Genomic DNA, 16,669 nt, shown 5'->3' with positions numbered 1-16,669 from the left:
GAAGCGATCCTTGAGCGCGCGAATGCGGCGCTTGCGTTGCAGCTCAGGCGTATTGAAATCAATGCGCTTGGGAGGATTCGTAGTCATTTGGGAATTGGCCAGATCATTCATGCGCTCACCCTAGCGATCCTGTATGACAGAAAGATGACAATGCAGTGACGCAGCAAATCCACCGCCAGCGGGGCTGGCAGAGGATCAAAAATTTGAGGTGTGTAAAGGCCGGTCTGCGGGCAGATCCGGCCTTTCACCTGAGTCCGGTGGCGTTCACCTTTGACTCAATTTGTTACTTCTTGGCGACAGCGCCGCCTTCTTGCAGACCCAGGTCAGCCAGTGCTTTGGCAGCAACCTTGGCTGGCAACGGGATGTAACCGTCCTTCACAACCACTTCCTGGCCCTGTTTCGACAGCACCAGTTTCACGAACTCGGCTTCCAGCGGGGCCAGAGGCTTGTTCGGGGCTTTGTTGACGTAAACGTAGAGGAAACGCGACAGCGGGTACTTGCCGTTCAGGGCGTTTTCTTCGGTGTCTTCGATGAAATCGGTGCTGCCTTTCTTGGCCAGCGCTACCGTTTTCACGCTTGCGGTCTTGTAGCCGATACCCGAGTAACCAACGCCGTTCAGCGAGGAGCTGATCGACTGCACGACCGAAGCCGAACCAGGTTGTTCGTTGACGTTTGGCTTGAAGTCGCCTTTGCACAGGGCTTCTTCTTTGAAGTAGCCATAGGTGCCCGATACCGAGTTACGACCGAACAGCTGAACCGGCTTGTTCGCCAGGTCGCCGGTCACACCCAGGTCGCCCCAGGTTTTCACGTCGGTTTTAGCACCGCACAGGCGAGTGGACGAGAAGATCGCGTCAACTTGCTCCATGGTCAGCCCCTTGATCGGGTTGTCCTTGTGTACGAATACAGCCAGGGCGTCCACGGCAACCGGGATAGCGGTTGGCTTGTAGCCATATTTGGTTTCGAAGGCTTGCAGCTCGTTATCCTTCATCTTGCGGCTCATCGGGCCCAGGTTAGCGGTGCCTTCAGTCAGCGCAGGTGGCGCGGTCGAAGAACCGGCGGCCTGAATCTGGATGTTGACGTTCGGGTATTCCTTTTTGTAGTTCTCGGCCCACAGGGTCATGAGGTTGGCCAGAGTGTCGGAACCAACGCTGGACAGGTTGCCCGACACACCGGTGGTTTTGGTGTAGCTCGGGATAGCAGGGTCAACAGCGGCAACCGCGTTGGCAGTCGCAACGCCAGCAGCGACAAAGGTCATTGCCGCCATCAAACGCTTCAGTTTCATGCCTTACTCCTAGCAGATAGGGTGTGTTAAGTCGGGGCCAAGTATCAGCAGGCCGTGTGAACACTCTATGGCTGAAATATGACAATTGGATGAAAGGCCAGTATCGAGTTTTACCGGATGATTCGCGGCGCCCCCATCGCGAGCAGGCTCACTCCTACAATTGAAACGCGTTCCAAATGTAGGAGTGAGCCTGCTCGCGATGGGACGGTGAATCCAGACAGGATTCTGGATCAGCGACCCCTCTTCCAGAGCCACGCCCCCACCAGCATGCCCATCCCGCACAGCACCGCCACATAGTAGGCAGGCCCCATCGGGCTTTCCTTCAGCAACAGGCTGACCACCATCGGCGTCAGGCCGCCGAAGATCGCGTAGGCCACGTTGTAGGAGAACGACAACCCGCTAAAGCGCACCACGGGCGGGAACGCCTTGACCATCACGTACGGCACCGCGCCGATGGTGCCGACCAGAAAACCGGTCAACGCATACAGCGGGAACAGCCAGTTCGGGTGATCGGCGAGGCTGTGATAGAAGGTCCAGGAGCTGATCAACAAGCCGAGGCAACCAAACACAAAGACGCGGCCGGCACCGAAGCGATCCGCCAGCGCGCCGGAAATGATGCAGCCGATGCTCAGGAACACAATCGCCAGACTGTTTGCTTGCAACGACTCGGTCGGCGAGAAGTGATAGACCGTTTGCAGCACGGTCGGGGTCATCAGGATCACCACGACGATGCCGGCGGACAGCAACCAGGTCAGCAGCATCGAGATCGCAATCGCCCCGCGATGGTCACGCAGCACGGCACGCAGCGGCACTTCTTCGGCCAGTGCCTTGCGCAATTGCAGTTCAGCGAACACCGGGGTTTCGTGCAGCCAGCGACGCAGGTAGACCGAAAACAGCCCAAACACACCGCCGAGCAAGAACGGAATCCGCCAGGCGTAATCCGCGACCTCCACTGGCGTATAGATGCTGTTGATCGCCGTGGCGACCAGTGAGCCAAGGAGGATGCCGGCGGTCAGGCCGCTGGTGAGCGTCCCGCAGGCGTAGCCCATGTGCCGCTGCGGCACGTGTTCGGAAACGAAGACCCAGGCGCCCGGCACTTCACCGCCGATGGCCGCACCTTGAATCACCCGCATCAACAGCAGCAGGATTGGCGCCCACATGCCAATCTGCGCGTAGGTCGGTAGCAGGCCCATGATCAGGGTCGGCACGGCCATCATGAAGATGCTCAGGGTGAACATTTTCTTGCGGCCCAACAGATCGCCGAAGTGCGCCATCACGATGCCGCCCAGCGGCCGCGCGAGGTAACCGGCGGCGAAGATGCCGAAGGTTTGCATCAGGCGCAGCCACTCGGGCATGTCGGCCGGGAAGAACAGCTTGCCGACCACGGTGGCGAAGAAAACAAAGATGATGAAATCGTAAAACTCCAGCGCGCCACCGAGGGCGGACAGCGACAGAGTCTTGTAGTCGTTACGGGTCAACGGACGTGCGGGTTGGCCGGGCTGCGCGATGCTCGAGGGCGCTGGGGTCATGGCAAGGGCTTCTCTTATAGTCGGATCTGCCGCCACAACAACGCTGGCTGCGGCTCGGGCGGGTTCGGCAAGATAGCAAATTGTTCGAAAAAGCACATGGATACGCGTATTTGACGGTCAAAAGCAGAACCCGACGGTCGTCTCGGAGTCTATCGATCGATATACTCGCAACCTTGCTCCGGTTTGTAGGGGGTTGCTGTGCGAAAACGTTGCTGGCCGTTGTCAGTCGGTTTCGCAGAGTTTCCCTTTAGGCGCCTTATGAAAAACGTGACGAACGTGTATGTTCGGTGCTGAATCGTTTTTCCTGAAGACGGCTACCACCCGCAATACCCACGAAGCGTCACGGGTCAGAGGCCCCCCGGCATGATAGAACTCGAACAAGAAGATCCGATCCCGCAAGGCGACCTGGCCCTGCAAATCACCGCACTTCCTCGCGAAACCAACGGCTTCGGCGATATTTTCGGCGGCTGGCTGGTCGCGCAAATGGATCTGGCCGGCACCGCAATGGCCAGCCGTGTTGCCGGTGGCCGTGTAGCAACGGTCGCCATCGACCGCATGGCGTTTCTCGTGCCTGTCGCCGTCGGCGCGCAATTGTCCTTCTATACCCAGACCCTGGAAATCGGCCGCAGCTCGATCCAGATGATGGTCGAAGTGTGGAGCGACGATCCGCTGTCCAGCGAATGGCGCAAAGTCACCGAAGCCGTGTTTGTGTTCGTCGCCATCGACGGCAGCGGTCGCACCCGCTCGGTTCCGCCGCGAGCCCGTTGAAACGGCGCCGCGTTAAACCTCGCGGCCGTTTTGCGGTCGATAGTCGTCCACGATACTGATCGAGAGCCGTCTCATGAACACGCCCAATGTCGAAGCCATCAAACTGGATGAACTGAACTGCTGGCGCATCCGCCACGGTCAGGCCGAAGTGCTGGTGGCCCAGCAAGGCGCGCATATCCTCAGTTATCAGATCGACGGCCAGCCGCCGATCATCTGGCTCAACGACAAGGCCGACTTCAAGACGGGCAAAAGCATTCGCGCCGGTGTGCCGGTGTGCTGGCCGTGGTTCGGCAAGTTCGAACGCAACCCGCAGAGCGTGCAGGCCATGTACACCGGCGAGCAACCGGCACCCGCGCATGGTCTGGTGCGGGCGATGGATTGGGAGCTGGGAGGTATTGAATCGGAGGTTGACGGCGTAAAGGTCGAATTCAAGCTGCCTTACCCCGAAGGTGGCCTGCCGGGCTGGCCGCATCAGGTCGATCTGACCCTGACCCTGCATTTGTCCGAGCAACTGAGTTTCAGCCTGACCAGCCATAACCGTGGCAGTGACAGCGTCAGCCTGAGCCAGGCGCTGCACACTTACTTCGCGGTCAGTGATGTGCGCAATGTGCATGTCGATGGCGTGGATGGTTTGAATTACATCGAGACGCTGGATGACTGGAAAACCACCCGTCAGCAAAGTGCTCTGCATTTTGCCGGAGAGACCGACCGCATCTACCTCGATGCTCCACCACAACTGAGCATCGTCGATCCGGCCTGGGAGCGACGCATTGTGCTGACGGCTACCGGTTCGCGTACGGCGGTGATCTGGAACCCATGGAACGACCGCGCCGCCGCGCTGGCCGACATGGATAACGATGGCTGGCAGCGCATGCTGTGCATTGAGACGGCGAACGTGATGGACGACGTGGTGAATCTGGCGCCGGGCGCTAGCCACACAATGGGCGTCAGCGTCGGCAGCAAACCGCTCTAACAGCACCGCAATACAAAATGTGGGAGCGAGCAGGCTCGCTCCCACAGTTGTTCGGGGGGGCTGTTAGAGATCAGATTCCTGCACCACCCTGACCTTGTCCGCCTCCAGCGCATACGCCGCGTCAGCCAGGTCGTTGTTGACCTTTTCGATCTTCAGCGTGCCCGTCACCCACAACGGCGTGTAGATGTCGTCCAGCTTCAAGCCTTTCGGATATCGCACCAGCACCAGTTGATTCGGCGGCGGTGGCGGCACGTGGATGCACGCGCCCGGGTAAGGCACAAGGAAGAACAGCGTGCTGCGGCCCTTGGCGTCTGACTCCAGCGGCACCGGATAACCGCCGATGCGGATGTGTTTGTCGTTCATCGACGCCACGGTTCTGGTCGAATACATCACCGCCGGCAGACCTTTGGCCTGTTTCATCCCGCCCTTCTCCGTGAAGGTGCCGGTGGCTTCCGGAGAGTTGTGATCGATTTCAGGCATGGCCTCAAGGGCCTTTTGATCCGACTTGGGCATCAGTTCGAGCCAGTCGGTTTCCGGCAGTTCGCTAGCGTGGGCCAAACCGCTGCCCAAAAAAAGGAGAGTCAATACGAGACGGCGCATGAAGTTGCTCGGGATAAGAAGGGGACGAAAAGTCGCCGAGCATTCTAGCCCTCCCGGCCGGATTGGCCGAGGGGGCTTTGTCGCTTTGGATCAGTTCTTTTTGATCAGGCCGTAGATCACCAGCAGCACGATCGCACCGACCAGGGCACCGAGGAAACCCGCGCCCTCGCCAGCCTGATAGAAACCCAGCGCCTGGCCGCCGTAGGTGGCTGCCAGCGAACCGCCGATACCCAGCAGGATGGTCATGATCCAGCCCATGCTGTCATCGCCCGGTTTGAGGAACCGTGCCAGCAATCCGACGATCAGGCCGATAAAAATGGTTCCGATAATTCCCATGACATTTCCCTCTGAATTGGACGATATGCGTAGCCTAGCCAGACTTTCGCATCCTGCCATGAGAGATCGGCGGCGCCTTAATGGTTCCGCCGCCGTCACATGAAACTGTCGTTACTCGGCGATCAGCGCTTCGACCTTGAGGATCTGCTGCGCCAACGTCGCTTTGTCGGCGCAGCGCAGGTTGGCGTGACCGACCTTGCGCCCGGCCTTGAACGCTTTGCCGTAGTGATGCAGATGGCAATCGGCGATGGCTATGACCTTTTCCACCGGCGGAACCACGCCGATGAAGTTGAGCATCGCGCTCTCGCCGACCTTGGCCGTCGAGCCCAACGGCAGGCCGGCCACGGCGCGCAGGTGGTTTTCGAACTGGCTGCACTCGGCGCCTTCAGTGGTCCAGTGCCCGGAGTTGTGCACGCGCGGGGCGATTTCGTTGGCCTTGAGGCCACCGTCGACTTCAAAGAACTCGAAGGCCATCACGCCGACGTAATCCAGTTGCTTGAGCACACGGCTGGAATAGTCCTCGGCCAGGGCTTGCAAAGGGTGATCGGTGCTGGCGACCGACAGCTTGAGAATGCCGCTGTCGTGGGTGTTATGCACCAATGGATAAAACCTGGTCTCGCCATCACGGGCACGCACGGCGATTAGCGACACTTCGCCGGTGAACGGCACGAAGCCTTCCAGCAGGCAGGCAACGCTGCCCAGTTCAGCAAAGGTTCCGACCACATCTTCAGGCTTGCGCAGGACTTTCTGGCCCTTGCCGTCGTAACCCAGCGTGCGCGTTTTCAACACGGCCGGCAGACCGATCGACGCCACGGCGGCATCCAGGTCAGCTTGCGACTGAATGTCGGCGAAGGCCGGGGTCGGTATGCCCAGATCCTTGAACAGGCTCTTCTCAAACCAGCGATCACGAGCGATGCGCAAGGCTTCGGCGCTCGGATAGACCGGCACGAACTGCGACAGAAACGCCACGGTTTCCGCCGGAACGCTTTCGAACTCGAACGTCACCAGATCGACTTCATCGGCCAGTTGACGCAAGTGATCCTGGTCGCCGTAATCGGCCCGCAGGTGTTCGCCCAGTGCAGCCGCACAGGCGTCCGGCGCAGGGTCGAGAAACGCGAAGTTCATGCCCAGCGGAGTGCCCGCCAGGGCCAACATGCGACCCAACTGGCCGCCACCGATTACACCGATCTTCATTTCAACAACCTCAGGCAATACGTGGGTCTGGATTGTCCAGGACGCTGTCTGTCTGCTCGGCACGGAAGGTTTTCAGTACCGTGTGAAATTGCGGGTGCTTGGCGCCGAGAATGCTCGCCGAGAGCAGGGCGGCGTTGATCGCGCCTGCTTTGCCGATGGCCAGGGTAGCGACCGGGATACCGGCCGGCATCTGCACGATCGACAACAGCGAATCGACACCTGACAGCATCGACGACTGCACCGGCACGCCCAGCACCGGCAAGTGGGTCTTGGCCGCACACATGCCTGGCAAATGAGCCGCGCCACCGGCACCGGCGATAATCACCTCGATGCCACGGCTTTCGGCCTCTTCGGCGTACTGGAACAGCAGATCCGGGGTGCGGTGGGCAGAGACCACTTTCACCTCGTAAGGAATGCCGAGCTTTTCCAGCATATCGGCGGTGTGGCTAAGGGTGGACCAATCGGACTTGGAGCCCATGATCACGCCAACCAGTGCACTCATCGTCGCGCCTCTTCTCTCTGGGCGCCCGCAGGCGCGTCAAAAACAACAAGCCACGCAGAATGCGTGGCTTGTTTGTAGGAAAAATGGCCGGACGAACCGGCCGAAGGCCGCGCAGTATACCGTAAAGAAGGCAATAAACAGCCCCCGTCGCGACCATCTGTCATATGGGCGAAGGGGCTGGTTTTATTGACTTTAAGGTCAGCGCCAAGTCATCACCCGATCCCTGTGGGAGCTGGCTTGCCAGCGATGGCGTCAGACCAGTAAGCAGGGAAGGTGACTGACCCACCGCAATCGCTGGCAAGCCAGCTTCCACAGGGGTATTGGCTGGGTTCAAGAGCTTTGGGCAGCACCGCCTTCAAGCTTGCGCCAGAGCAGACGCACGTTGGCTTTGCGCACCAGGGCGCAGCGATAGAGGCGAATCTCCAATGGCACGTGCCACTGCGAGCCGCCGCAGACCACCAGTTCGCCACGAGCCAGTTCGGCACGCACGCTCAATTGCGGCACCCAGGCAATCCCCAGGCCTTCCAGCGCCATGCTTTTCAGGCTGTCGGCCATCGCGGTTTCATAGATCGTGGTGAACCGCAGTTGACGCTGACGCAACAGTCCGTTCACCGAACGCCCGAGAAAGGCCCCGGCGCTATACGCCAGCAAAGGCACACTGCCCTCGCCCTCCAGATCAAACAACGGCTTGCCGTCAGCATCCGCCGCGCAGACTGGCAGCATCTCCGTCTGGCCCAGATGCAGCGACGGGAAGATTTCCGGATCCATCTGCATCGCCGCATCCGGGTCATAAAACGCCAGCATCAAATCACAGCCACCCTCGCGCAACGCGTGCACCGCATCGCCCACGTTGGTCGCCACCAACCGCGTGGCAATGTTCAGCCCTTCGTTGCGCAACTGCGCGATCCAGCGCGGAAAGAAACCCAGCGCCAGCGAGTGCGCCGCCGCCACCTGCATCACTTCGCCCTGGCCACCTTCCAGATGATGCAAATGCCGAAGCACTTCACCGAGCTGTTCAACCACGGTGCGCGCCGTCACCAGAAACAATTGCCCCGCCGCCGTCAGTTCAACAGGCGTGCGCGAGCGATTCACCAGCGTCAGCCCCAGCGCCGCTTCGAGGCTGCGGATCCGCCGGCTGAACGCCGGTTGCGTCACGAAGCGTCGTTCGGCCGCCTGCGAGAAGCTGCGGGTGGCGGCCAGAGCACTGAAGTCCTCAAGCCATTTGCTTTCCAGATTCATCACGTCCTCCCGGACACGCACCAAAACAGGTCACACGTTCGCCACACACGCGGCGTCACATCGGCATTATGCCGAATGTGCATAGGGCAGTGCTTAACAGCATTGGCCCAAAAACTCCCACAAGCCTAGCATTCACAGCGTTCCGGCATCGACCGGGTTCATATCGAGATGATTTCTATCATGTCCTCCGCTGCATCTTTCCGCACAGAAAACGACCTGCTTGGCGCCCTCGAAGTACCGGCTCAAGCGTATTACGGCATCCAGACCCTGCGAGCGGTAAACAACTTCCGTCTCTCCGGCGTTCCGATTTCGCATTACCCGAAACTGGTTGTCGGTCTGGCGATGGTCAAGCAGGCCGCCGCTGACGCCAACCGCGAGTTGGGTCACCTGAGCGAAGCCAAGCACGCTGCCATCAGCGAAGCCTGTGCCCGATTGATCCGCGGTGATTACCACGAAGAGTTCGTGGTCGACATGATCCAAGGTGGCGCCGGTACGTCCACCAACATGAACGCCAACGAAGTGATCGCCAACATTGCGCTCGAAGCGATGGGTCACCAGAAAGGCGAATACCAGTATTTGCACCCGAACGACGACGTCAACATGGCGCAGTCGACCAACGACGCCTACCCGACGGCGATTCGCCTGGGCCTGTTGCTGGGTCACGACACGCTGCTGGCCAGCCTCGACAGCCTGATTCAGGCGTTCGCGGCCAAGGGCAAAGAATTCGACCACGTCCTGAAAATGGGCCGTACCCAACTGCAAGACGCCGTGCCGATGACCCTCGGCCAGGAATTCCGTGCTTTCGCCACCACCATGGGCGAAGACCTGGCCCGTCTGAAGACGCTGGCCCCGGAACTGCTGACTGAAGTGAACCTGGGCGGCACCGCCATCGGCACCGGCATCAACGCCGACCCGCGTTACCAAGCGTTGGCCGTTCAGCGTCTGGCGCTGATCAGCGGTCAACCGCTGGTGCCGGCTGCCGACCTGATTGAAGCGACGTCCGACATGGGTGCCTTCGTGCTGTTCTCCGGCATGCTCAAGCGCACCGCGGTCAAGCTGTCGAAGATCTGCAACGACCTGCGCCTGCTGTCCAGCGGCCCACGCACCGGCATCAACGAAATCAACCTGCCGGCACGTCAGCCAGGCAGTTCGATCATGCCCGGCAAGGTCAACCCGGTGATCCCGGAAGCCGTTAACCAGGTGGCGTTCCAGGTCATCGGTAACGACCTGGCGCTGACCATGGCGGCCGAAGGCGGCCAACTGCAACTGAACGTGATGGAGCCATTGATCGCGTTCAAGATCTTCGACTCGATCCGCCTGCTGCAACGCGCCATGGACATGCTGCGCGAGCATTGCATCGTCGGCATCACCGCCAATGAAGCGCGCTGCCGTGAACTGGTCGAACACTCGATCGGTCTGGTCACCGCACTGAACCCTTACATCGGCTACAAAAACGCCACCCGTATCGCCGGCCTTGCCCTTGAAAGCGGCCGGGGCGTGCTGGAACTGGTGCGCGAAGAAGGTCTGCTCGACGAAGCCATGCTCGCCGACATCCTGCGCCCGGAAAACATGATTGCTCCACGTCTGGTGCCGCTGAAGGCCTGACGTTGTAACACCGCTCACCAGGTCGAGGGACTAGACACCTCTCACCTTTTGAGGGCTTGGAGGTTTTATCTCCAGGCCCTTTTTTTTAACTTTTGATCCTGAGACCCGTATGTCTGGAAGCCGAAAAATGTGGGAGCGGGCATGCTCGCGAAGGCGTCGTGTCAATTGACATGAATGTGTCTGACATACCGCTTTCGCGAGCAAGCCCGCTCCCACAGGAAAGCAGCTTCTGCACTAGCCCGGCGTCGCTACGTCGGGTGTTTCAAAGCTTCGTTCCGTCGCTCGCACCACAACCGTGCAGACGGGCACCGCACTGATCGGTATAGTGCCGCCCCTCTTCGCGTGAGCGGTCGTCGGTAGCGAGACCATCGTCATGCGAAACCCGAACTCATAACAAAATCCGCGATTTGGAAGCGGGACGATACGTCGGCTCACCTGTTGTGCCACACGCACAGCGATGTAACTCGATGTTTCTTCTCCTCCAGCATTTGCTTACACAAAAAACAGCGAGGAAAAATCCATGCTCGAAGTCATCAACGACTTCCTCTCAGGGAAAGTACTGATCGTGCTCATTGTCGGGCTCGGCGGTTACTTCACGATTCGCTCGCGTTTCGTTCAATTGCGTCACTTCTTCCACATGTTCGCGGTGTTCCGTGACAGCCTCAAAAGCAGCGCCGGACAGCTCAGCTCGTTCCAGGCCCTGATGCTCAGCCTCGCCGGTCGTGTCGGTGCGGGCAACATCGCCGGTGTCGGCATCGCCGTGACCCTCGGTGGCCCGGGCGCGGTGTTCTGGATGTGGGTGACCGCGCTGGTCGGCATGTCGAGCAGCTTCTTTGAATGTTCCCTTGGCCAGCTTTACAAACGCTGCGATTCCGACGGCACTTACCGTGGCGGCCCGTCCTATTACATCCAGCATGGTTTGCAGAAACGCTGGTTGGGCATGGTCATGGCGTTCCTGCTGCTGGTGACCTTCGGCTTCGCGTTCAACGGCCTGCAAGCCCACGCCGTGACTCACTCGCTGAACAACGCGTTCGGCCTCGACACCACCTACACCGGCCTCGGTCTGGCGGTATTGCTGGGTCTGGTGTTCATCGGCGGGATCAAGCGCATCGCCAAGGTCGCCGACCTGCTGGTGCCGGTGAAAACCCTGGTGTACATCGGCGTGACGATCTACGTGATCGTGCTGCAATTCGATCAAGTGCCGGCCATGCTGACGACCATCGTCAAGAGCGCATTCGGCCTCGATCAAGCCTTCGGTGGCCTGATCGGCAGCGCCATTGTCATGGGTGTGAAGCGCGGCGTGTTTGCCAACGAAGCGGGTTTGGGCAGTGCGCCTAACGTCGCGGCCGTGGCGGCGGTCGAGCACCCGGTGGCTCAAGGTGTGGTGCAGGCGTTCAGCGTGTTCCTCGATACCTTCGTGATCTGTACCTGCACCGCGCTGCTGATTTTGCTCTCGGGTTTCTACACGCCCGGCTTCGAAGGCGACGGCATTGCCCTGACCCAGAACTCGCTGGCCGCCGTGGTCGGTGACTGGGGGCGGATGTTCATTTCCGTGGCGCTGTCGCTGTTCGTGTTCACCTCGATTCTCTACAACTACTACCTGGGCGAGAGCAACCTGCGCTTCATGATCGGTGAAAACCGCAAGGCGCTGATCGGTTATCGCGCCCTGGTGCTGGTGCTGATTTTCTGGGGTGCCATCGAAAACCTCGGCACGGTGTTCGCCTTCGCCGACATCACCATGACGATGCTCGCGTTTGTGAACCTGATCGCACTGTTCCTGCTGTTCAAGATCGGCATGCGCATTCTGCGTGACTACGATGATCAGCGTGCCGCCGGGATCAAGACGCCAGTGTTCGATTCGAGCAAGTTCCCGGATCTGGATCTGGATCGCCAGGCCTGGCCGGCGAATCCGCCAGCGGCTGCCGGCAAGGTAGAAGCCGCGCCGCAGGGTGTGCCCGCAGCGCAACGCTGATCGGCTTCCGTCAGGTAAAGTGCGGAAAACTGTAGGAGCGAGCCTGCTCGCGGTAGCGGTGGATCATTCAACATTGACGTTGAATGTGACGCCCTTTCGCGAGCAGGCTCGCTCCTACAGGAACTCATCCTTTTCGGAGAATGCTATGAACCCTTCGACCTACCCCGCCGCCCAGCACGTTATGGTGCTCTACACCGGTGGCACCATCGGCATGCAGGCCAGCGCCAACGGTCTGGCTCCGGCCTCCGGTTTCGAAGCGCGGATGCGTGATTACCTGCACAGCCAGCCCGAACTCGTCGTGCCGCAGTGGCGTTTTCGCGAAATGTCGCCGCTGATCGACAGCGCCAACATGACCCCGGACTACTGGCAGCAGCTGCGTGAAGCGGTGGTCGATGCTGTGGATGTACAAGGTTGCGACAGCGTGCTGATCCTGCATGGCACCGACACTTTGGCCTACAGCGCTGCCGCCATGAGTTTCCAGTTGCTCGGTCTGCACGCACGGGTGTGTTTCACCGGCTCGATGCTGCCGGCTGGTGTCACCGACAGCGACGCCTGGGAAAACCTTGGCTGCGCGCTGGTCGCTCTGGGCCAGGGCTTGGCGCCGGGTGTGCATCTGTATTTTCACGGCGAACTGCTGGCGCCAACCCGTTGCGCCAAAGTGCGCAGCTTCGGTCGTCATCCGTTCAAACGTCTTGAGCGTCAGGGCGGCGGCGTGAAGACGTCTTCTCTGCCGGTTGCGCTGACGTACAACCAGCCCAAGCAAGTGGCGAACGTCGCGGTGCTGCCGCTGTTTCCCGGTATCGGTGCGCAAGCGCTCGATGGTCTGATCGACAGCGGCATTCAGGGTCTGGTGCTGGAATGCTACGGCAGCGGCACCGGGCCGAGCGACGACCCAGGCTTCCTCGCCAGCCTCGCACGTGCGCGGGACAGCGGAGTTGTGGTGGTTGCGGTGACGCAGTGCCATGAAGGTGGCGTTGAACTCGACGTTTACGAAGCCGGCAGCCGTTTGCGCGGTGTGGGCGTGCTGTCCGGCGGCGGCATGACCCGCGAGGCGGTGTTTGGCAAGTTGCATGCACTGCTCGGCGCAGGGCTCGCCACGGAAGAAGTCCGCCGACTGATCGAACTCGACCTCTGCGGCGAACTCATCTGACATTCCCCGCCCCCCTGCCGCAGCTCCTGCAGGGGGGTTGTGGTGGGCATGTAACTTGCTGCCCTTTCCAGCATCCCAAGGCTGGAAGACCCGATGCTCCACTCCCACCTCACCACGCTCAACGCCGTTTCTCTGGTGCTAAACACCTTCAAGGCCGAAGGCTTGCCGAGCGACGCATTGTTGGCCGGCAGTGGCATCAGCGCGGCGGATCTCAGCCGTGCCGACACGCGCATCACGACAAACCAAGAGATGCAGGTCTGCGCCAACGCGGTCGCGCTCAAGCATGACATTGGTCTGGAACTCGGCCGGCGGATGCACGTTTCCTGCTACGGCATTCTCGGTTACGCGCTCCTCACCTGTGCCACCTTCGGTGACGCTTTGCGCCTGGCGATCCGTTATCCGGCGCTACTGGGAACACTTTTCGAACTGAGCCTGGAAGACGACGGCGAGCGTGTCTGGTTCGTCGCCGCCGATTATCGTGAAAGCCCGGCGATGGCGGCGTTCAACGCAGAATTCTGTCTGGTGTCGCTGAATGTGATCTGCAATGACCTCCTCGGTCACCCATTGCCGCTGTTGGCTGCACGGTTCGAACACACCGCGCCGGATTACCGCGAAAGCTATACCGAGCATTTCGATTGCCCGCTGCATTTCGACGCCAAGGACAACGCGTTCGCCTTCGATCGCCGCTGGCTCGATCAACCGCTGCCGCTGGCGGACGCCATCACCCACCAAGCCATGGCCGAACGCTGCCGAAAACAGAACACTGAGTTCACCGGACGCCAAGCCTGGCTGGGACGGATCCGCCAATTGCTCAGCGCACAGCTCAACGCGGCGCCGGGGCTGGACGGGCTGGCGCAACAGATGAAGTGCTCGCCACGCACTTTGCGTCGGCACTTGAAGGAAATGGGCAGCAGCTATCAGGAACTGCTCGACGAACTACGCTTCGAACGCGCCAAGCAAATGCTCTGCGAAGATCAATTGCCGATCTATCGCATCGCCGAAACCCTGGGCTTCAGCGAAACCGCAAGTTTCCGCCATGCGTTCGTGCGCTGGAGTGGGGTGGCGCCGAGTCAATTCAGACCCCATTGATCACCCGATGTCGGAGCGAGCCTGCTCGCGATGGCATCAGTTCTGCCGACGACGATGCTGACGGCGCCGCCGCCATCGCTGGCAAGCCAGGCTCCTACAGCGACTGATGTGGGTCGCGCCATGAAGGGGCGAATTGCGGTCAAACTTTTTGGCCACATTGATCCCCTTTTGGCCGCTCCCGTCGTTCTCCCAAATCGCATCCGGCGCAACACTGGAGGCAACCGAATCAGCCCTGCGGAGAACAACAACATGCTGACCATCTACTCGGATGACCACCACCTGCATCACGGCCGCTGCGAATTGATCGACGGGCAACTCAAGCCTTGCTTTGAAATGCCCTCGCGCGCCGACCATGTGTTGCAGCGGGTCAAAAACCAGAACCTTGGCGCCGTCGAAGCGCCGACAGATTTTGGCCTCGAACCGATTGCCCGCATCCACAGCCGCGACTATCTCGATTTCTTCAAAGGAGCCTGGGCACGCTGGGCCGAGCTCAATACCGACGGCGACTTGCTGCCCTACACTTGGCCTGCCCGCACTTTGCGCCAGATCAAACCCACCAGCCTGCACGGCCAACTCGGTTATTACAGCTTCGACGGCGGCGCCCCGATTACCGCCGGCACCTGGCAAGCGGCATACAGCGCAGCGCAAGTTGCCCTCACCGCCCAGGCCGAAATTCAGCGCGGAGCGCGCAGCGCCTTCGCGCTGTGCCGTCCACCGGGGCACCACGCCGCCGGCGATTTGATGGGCGGTTATTGCTACCTCAACAACGCCGCGATTGCCGCACAGGCATTCCTCGATCAGGGCCATAAGAAAGTGGCGATCCTCGACGTCGATTACCACCACGGCAACGGCACCCAATCGATTTTCTATGAGCGCAGCGACGTGCTGTTCACCTCGATCCACGGCCACCCGGAAGCGGAGTTTCCGTTTTTCCTCGGCTACGAAGATGAGCTGGGCGAAGGCGCCGGTGAAGGCTTCAACTTCAACTACCCACTGCCGGCCGGTTCCGGGTGGGACACCTGGAGTGCCGCGCTGGATCAGGCCTGCAACGAGATCGACCGCTACGGCGCCGACATCATTGTCGTGTCCCTCGGCGTCGACACGTTCAAGGACGATCCGATCTCGCAATTCAAGCTCGACAGCCCGGATTATCTGGCAATGGGCAAGCGTATCGCCGCGCTTGGAAAACCGACGCTGTTCGTCATGGAAGGTGGCTACGCGGTGGAAGAAATCGGCATCAACGCGGTAAACGTGCTGGAAGGTTTCGAACAATGAACAGACTCAAGCACCTGATCGCACCCGCGCTGTGTGCGGCGTGGCTCAGCACTGCCGCACACGCAGAAGAACGCACGTTGCGCGTCTACAACTGGTTCGACTACATCACGCCCAAGGCGCTGGAAGATTTCAAATCCCAGAACACCCAGACCAAACTGGTCTACGACATCTTCGACACCAACGAAGCCCTGGAAGCCAAGCTGCTGACCGGCAACTCCGGCTATGACGTGGTGGTGCCGTCCAACGTGTTCCTCGCCAAGCAGATCGAGGCTGGCGTGTTCCAGCCGCTGGATCGCAGCAAGTTGCCGAACTGGAATCACCTCGACCCGAAACTGATGAAGCTGATCGAAGCCAACGACCCGGGCAACAAGTTCGCCGTGCCTTACATGTACGGCACCATCCTGATCGGCTTCAACCCGGCCAAGATCAAGGCTGCGCTAGGTGACAACGCGCCGGTAGACAGCTGGGATCTGATCTTCAAGGAAGAAAACCTCAGCAAGCTCAAGCAGTGCGGAGTCGCGCTTCTCGACTCGCCGTCGGAGATTCTGCCGCTGGCCCTGCAACACCTCGGCCTCGATCCGAACAGCAAGAACCCGGCGGATTACGCCAAGGCTGAAGCGCTGCTGATGAAAATCCGCCCTTATGTGACGTACTTCCACTCGTCCAAATACATGGCCGACATTGCCAACGGCGACATTTGCGTAGCGGTCGGTTATTCCGGCAGCTTCTCGCAAGCGGCCAATCGCGCCAAGGAAGCCAAGAACGGCGTGGTCGTGGACATGCGCTTGCCGAAGGAAGGTGCGCCGATCTGGTTCGACATGCTCGCCATCCCGAAAGGTGCAAAGAACACCGAGGACGCCTACACCTTCATCAACTACTTGCTGCAACCCCAAGTGATCGCGCCGGTCAGCGACTTTGTCGGTTATCCGAACCCGAACAAGGACGCCACCGAACGGGTCGATCCGGCGATTCGCAACAACCCGAACCTGTACCCGACCGACGCCGCGATGGGCACGCTCTACACCCTGCAACCGTTGCCGCGTGATGCAGAACGTGCGCGGACCCGGGCGTGGACGAAGATCAAGTCCGGCACCTGATTTGATCGAGCCTCAGAAGACCCGCACACGCGGGTCTTTTTTTGCCCGCGATATGTGC

At 60.3% G+C, this 16,669-nt stretch carries 15 protein-coding genes; 8 read left to right on the top strand and 7 right to left on the bottom strand.

The annotated features are described in order from the left end of the window. Positions 1-283 precede the first annotated feature (283 nt). Complete coding sequence (locus tag GIW69_RS07125; RefSeq protein WP_236481424.1) at positions 284-1,282, bottom strand: phosphate ABC transporter substrate-binding protein PstS; 999 nt, start codon at positions 1,280-1,282, stop codon at positions 284-286. A gap of 230 nt (positions 1,283-1,512) precedes the next feature. Beyond that, complete coding sequence (locus tag GIW69_RS07120; RefSeq protein WP_236481423.1) at positions 1,513-2,811, bottom strand: MFS transporter; 1,299 nt, start codon at positions 2,809-2,811, stop codon at positions 1,513-1,515. Positions 2,812-3,174: 363 nt separating this feature from the next. On the opposite strand from GIW69_RS07120, the gene GIW69_RS07115 reads away from it, so the two are divergent. After that, entirely contained in the window at positions 3,175-3,579 is a 405-nt protein-coding gene (locus tag GIW69_RS07115; protein WP_003229628.1) for an acyl-CoA thioesterase, read from the top strand. 73 nt (positions 3,580-3,652) lie between these two features. After that, positions 3,653-4,552, top strand: a complete 900-nt coding sequence (locus GIW69_RS07110; RefSeq protein ID WP_236481422.1) for a D-hexose-6-phosphate mutarotase — start codon at positions 3,653-3,655, stop codon at positions 4,550-4,552. 63 nt (positions 4,553-4,615) lie between these two features. On the opposite strand, the gene GIW69_RS07105 is transcribed toward GIW69_RS07110, so the two are convergent. From GIW69_RS07105 to GIW69_RS07085, 5 genes are all read right to left on the bottom strand, one after another. Then, positions 4,616-5,152 carry a DUF3299 domain-containing protein gene (locus tag GIW69_RS07105; RefSeq protein ID WP_236481421.1) on the bottom strand — a complete coding sequence of 179 codons (537 nt, stop codon included), beginning with the start codon at positions 5,150-5,152 and terminating at the stop codon, positions 4,616-4,618. Between the two features lie 90 nt (positions 5,153-5,242). After that, positions 5,243-5,488, bottom strand: coding sequence for a GlsB/YeaQ/YmgE family stress response membrane protein (locus GIW69_RS07100; protein ID WP_236481420.1), 246 nt, complete (start codon positions 5,486-5,488; stop codon positions 5,243-5,245). Between the two features lie 111 nt (positions 5,489-5,599). Then, positions 5,600-6,682, bottom strand: a complete 1,083-nt coding sequence (locus GIW69_RS07095) for a 5-(carboxyamino)imidazole ribonucleotide synthase (RefSeq protein WP_236481419.1) — start codon at positions 6,680-6,682, stop codon at positions 5,600-5,602. A gap of 10 nt (positions 6,683-6,692) precedes the next feature. Next, the gene (gene purE, locus GIW69_RS07090; RefSeq protein WP_236481418.1) at positions 6,693-7,184 is read right to left on the bottom strand and encodes a 5-(carboxyamino)imidazole ribonucleotide mutase; all 492 of its coding nucleotides are present in this window, start codon (positions 7,182-7,184) and stop codon (positions 6,693-6,695) included. A gap of 330 nt (positions 7,185-7,514) precedes the next feature. After that, positions 7,515-8,423, bottom strand: coding sequence for a LysR substrate-binding domain-containing protein (locus GIW69_RS07085; protein ID WP_236481417.1), 909 nt, complete (start codon positions 8,421-8,423; stop codon positions 7,515-7,517). Positions 8,424-8,603: 180 nt separating this feature from the next. Here GIW69_RS07085 and aspA point away from each other — a divergent pair, with 180 nt between their 5' ends. The 6 genes from aspA to GIW69_RS07055 all read left to right on the top strand — a co-directional run bounded on the left by aspA (position 8,604) and on the right by GIW69_RS07055 (position 16,611). Further along, a complete protein-coding gene (gene aspA / locus GIW69_RS07080) occupies positions 8,604-10,028 on the top strand; it encodes an aspartate ammonia-lyase (protein ID WP_007912102.1) in 1,425 nt (474 codons plus the stop codon). Positions 10,029-10,548: 520 nt separating this feature from the next. Beyond that, positions 10,549-12,000, top strand: coding sequence for an alanine/glycine:cation symporter family protein (locus GIW69_RS07075; protein ID WP_236481416.1), 1,452 nt, complete (start codon positions 10,549-10,551; stop codon positions 11,998-12,000). 145 nt (positions 12,001-12,145) lie between these two features. Further along, complete coding sequence (locus GIW69_RS07070; RefSeq protein WP_236481415.1) at positions 12,146-13,150, top strand: asparaginase; 1,005 nt, start codon at positions 12,146-12,148, stop codon at positions 13,148-13,150. 93 nt (positions 13,151-13,243) lie between these two features. After that, complete coding sequence (locus GIW69_RS07065) at positions 13,244-14,239, top strand: AraC family transcriptional regulator (RefSeq protein WP_236481414.1); 996 nt, start codon at positions 13,244-13,246, stop codon at positions 14,237-14,239. Positions 14,240-14,488: 249 nt separating this feature from the next. After that, positions 14,489-15,514 carry a histone deacetylase family protein gene (locus tag GIW69_RS07060; protein ID WP_236481413.1) on the top strand — a complete coding sequence of 342 codons (1,026 nt, stop codon included), beginning with the start codon at positions 14,489-14,491 and terminating at the stop codon, positions 15,512-15,514. Continuing rightward, on the top strand, positions 15,511-16,611 hold the full coding sequence (locus GIW69_RS07055; protein ID WP_236481412.1) for a polyamine ABC transporter substrate-binding protein: 1,101 nt from the start codon (positions 15,511-15,513) through the stop codon (positions 16,609-16,611). Before GIW69_RS07060 ends, GIW69_RS07055 begins: the two co-directional genes overlap by 4 nt. Positions 16,612-16,669: the final 58 nt, after the last annotated feature.

The sequence above is a fragment of the Pseudomonas syringae genome (assembly GCF_021605415.1).
Taxonomy (GTDB): Bacteria; Pseudomonadota; Gammaproteobacteria; order Pseudomonadales; family Pseudomonadaceae; genus Aquipseudomonas; species Aquipseudomonas syringae_S.
Note: the sequence above shows the minus strand (reverse complement) of the source record. Positions and strands in the feature narration are given on the sequence as shown.

Bases quoted from the DNA above. Each gene is read 5' to 3' on its own strand.
- GIW69_RS07070 (WP_236481415.1), top strand. From the start codon at position 12,146: ATGAACCCTTCGACCTACCCCGCCGCCCAGCACGTTATGGTGCTCTAC.
- aspA (WP_007912102.1), top strand. From the start codon at position 8,604: ATGTCCTCCGCTGCATCTTTCCGCACAGAAAACGACCTGCTTGGCGCC.
- GIW69_RS07095 (WP_236481419.1), bottom strand. From the start codon at position 6,682: ATGAAGATCGGTGTAATCGGTGGCGGCCAGTTGGGTCGCATGTTGGCC.
- GIW69_RS07100 (WP_236481420.1), bottom strand. From the start codon at position 5,488: ATGGGAATTATCGGAACCATTTTTATCGGCCTGATCGTCGGATTGCTG.
- GIW69_RS07105 (WP_236481421.1), bottom strand. From the start codon at position 5,152: ATGCGCCGTCTCGTATTGACTCTCCTTTTTTTGGGCAGCGGTTTGGCC.
- GIW69_RS07065 (WP_236481414.1), top strand. From the start codon at position 13,244: ATGCTCCACTCCCACCTCACCACGCTCAACGCCGTTTCTCTGGTGCTA.
- GIW69_RS07115 (WP_003229628.1), top strand. From the start codon at position 3,175: ATGATAGAACTCGAACAAGAAGATCCGATCCCGCAAGGCGACCTGGCC.
- GIW69_RS07060 (WP_236481413.1), top strand. From the start codon at position 14,489: ATGCTGACCATCTACTCGGATGACCACCACCTGCATCACGGCCGCTGC.
- GIW69_RS07085 (WP_236481417.1), bottom strand. From the start codon at position 8,423: ATGAATCTGGAAAGCAAATGGCTTGAGGACTTCAGTGCTCTGGCCGCC.
- GIW69_RS07125 (WP_236481424.1), bottom strand. From the start codon at position 1,282: ATGAAACTGAAGCGTTTGATGGCGGCAATGACCTTTGTCGCTGCTGGC.
- GIW69_RS07055 (WP_236481412.1), top strand. From the start codon at position 15,511: ATGAACAGACTCAAGCACCTGATCGCACCCGCGCTGTGTGCGGCGTGG.
- GIW69_RS07120 (WP_236481423.1), bottom strand. From the start codon at position 2,811: ATGACCCCAGCGCCCTCGAGCATCGCGCAGCCCGGCCAACCCGCACGT.
- purE (WP_236481418.1), bottom strand. From the start codon at position 7,184: ATGAGTGCACTGGTTGGCGTGATCATGGGCTCCAAGTCCGATTGGTCC.
- GIW69_RS07110 (WP_236481422.1), top strand. From the start codon at position 3,653: ATGAACACGCCCAATGTCGAAGCCATCAAACTGGATGAACTGAACTGC.
- GIW69_RS07075 (WP_236481416.1), top strand. From the start codon at position 10,549: ATGCTCGAAGTCATCAACGACTTCCTCTCAGGGAAAGTACTGATCGTG.